Origin of the sequence: Stenotrophomonas sp. GbtcB23 (genome assembly GCF_019091045.1) — a bacterium.
Lineage (GTDB): Bacteria > Pseudomonadota > Gammaproteobacteria > Xanthomonadales > Xanthomonadaceae > Stenotrophomonas > Stenotrophomonas rhizophila_A.
In genome coordinates, this window is the sequence record NZ_JAGXKC010000124.1 from 1 (window position 1) to 1,151 (window position 1,151).

The window sequence follows — 1,151 nt, forward strand, 5'->3', positions numbered from 1 at the left end:
CATTGGATTCGTGGGATTACCGACCATGCCCCAGCCACTCGCCACCGACCCGGAGCGCGCGCAACTGCTCGCCAACGGCGGGGCCCGTGCCGCTGGCCGGGCCATCGACCCGGTGCCCGTGGTCCGCCGGTTACCGCCCGACGCGCATGTGACCTGGCTGCTGGCGGCGCTCGATCCCGCCGATGGCGACACCGCTTGGGGCCTTATCGACTTGGGGATCGGGATGCCCGGGCAGGGCACCGTCAAGCTGTCCGAGCTGGCCGGCATCGTCGGGCCGCGCCAGCAGCCCGTGCTACGCGACCTCTATTTCCGTCCCACGCGCACGCTGTCGGAATACACCCGGCTGGCCGAACGCGACGGAGCGATCCCGGACTGAATACGTCCTACTGTGACTTTTTCAGTCTGGTGTCATACCCGGTAAGTCTCAATCGAGATTCTTGCGGCGTAGCCCCACCAGTCTGATCCAAATAGACATGATGCGTGGCGCGGGCTGCGGCAGGCTGGCTTGTGCAGTACCCCCTTTTCGGGCGCTGCCGCCGCAGCATTGAGACGAATACCGCAACGCATCGGAGCCAATCGGTCTTGACAGCCCCATCCGCCTTTCTAGCCCATGACGTTCCGACGAGGGCGATGTAGCGCGTAGTTCTTCCGTGGCGGCGAGTCCTGTTCGCAGGAGGAGGCGTCATGGTCAATCCTCATCACTTCGCGCATTGGTATCCAACTGCGGCATACCTCTACGTTCTGTGGCTGGATGCGCTCGCGCTAGCTTGGGAATACCTGCGCAGGCATCCCGACTACCGGCTCGAATGGCTGCGCCGTCATCGCCGGCCGGAAGCGGCGCATCGCTGGGGATTGCGCCTGCTGGAAGACCCGGCCCTGGATGCGCGCGACGCGCAACCCGCCTGGCTGCCTGGTCATGCGGCTGTGGTACAGCTCTACCCCGATGCCGATCCACCGCAGGACGCTACCGCCTTCGCGTTCTGGCGCATCCCCGGCCACAAGCACCTGCTCCACGACGGCAAGGGGCTGGCGCTGATCGCGCGCAGCCCAGGCCGTTGCCTGCGCTTCACGCTCGCGCCCGGCCTGGAAGACCGCATTGCTGTCGCCTATGCCCTCCGCGGCGGCGCTGTCTCGCCTACGCGCCACCAGCC

1 protein-coding gene and 1 pseudogene are annotated in these 1,151 nt (G+C 66.6%); both read left to right on the plus strand.

The annotated features are described in order from the left end of the window. Positions 1–25 precede the first annotated feature (25 nt). Positions 26–376, plus strand: a complete 351-nt coding sequence (locus KVS69_RS18320; RefSeq protein ID WP_217539420.1) for a DUF2958 domain-containing protein — start codon at positions 26–28, stop codon at positions 374–376. Between the two features lie 308 nt (positions 377–684). Then, a pseudogene (locus tag KVS69_RS18325) lies at positions 685–1,151 on the plus strand (hypothetical protein); the annotation flags it as partial.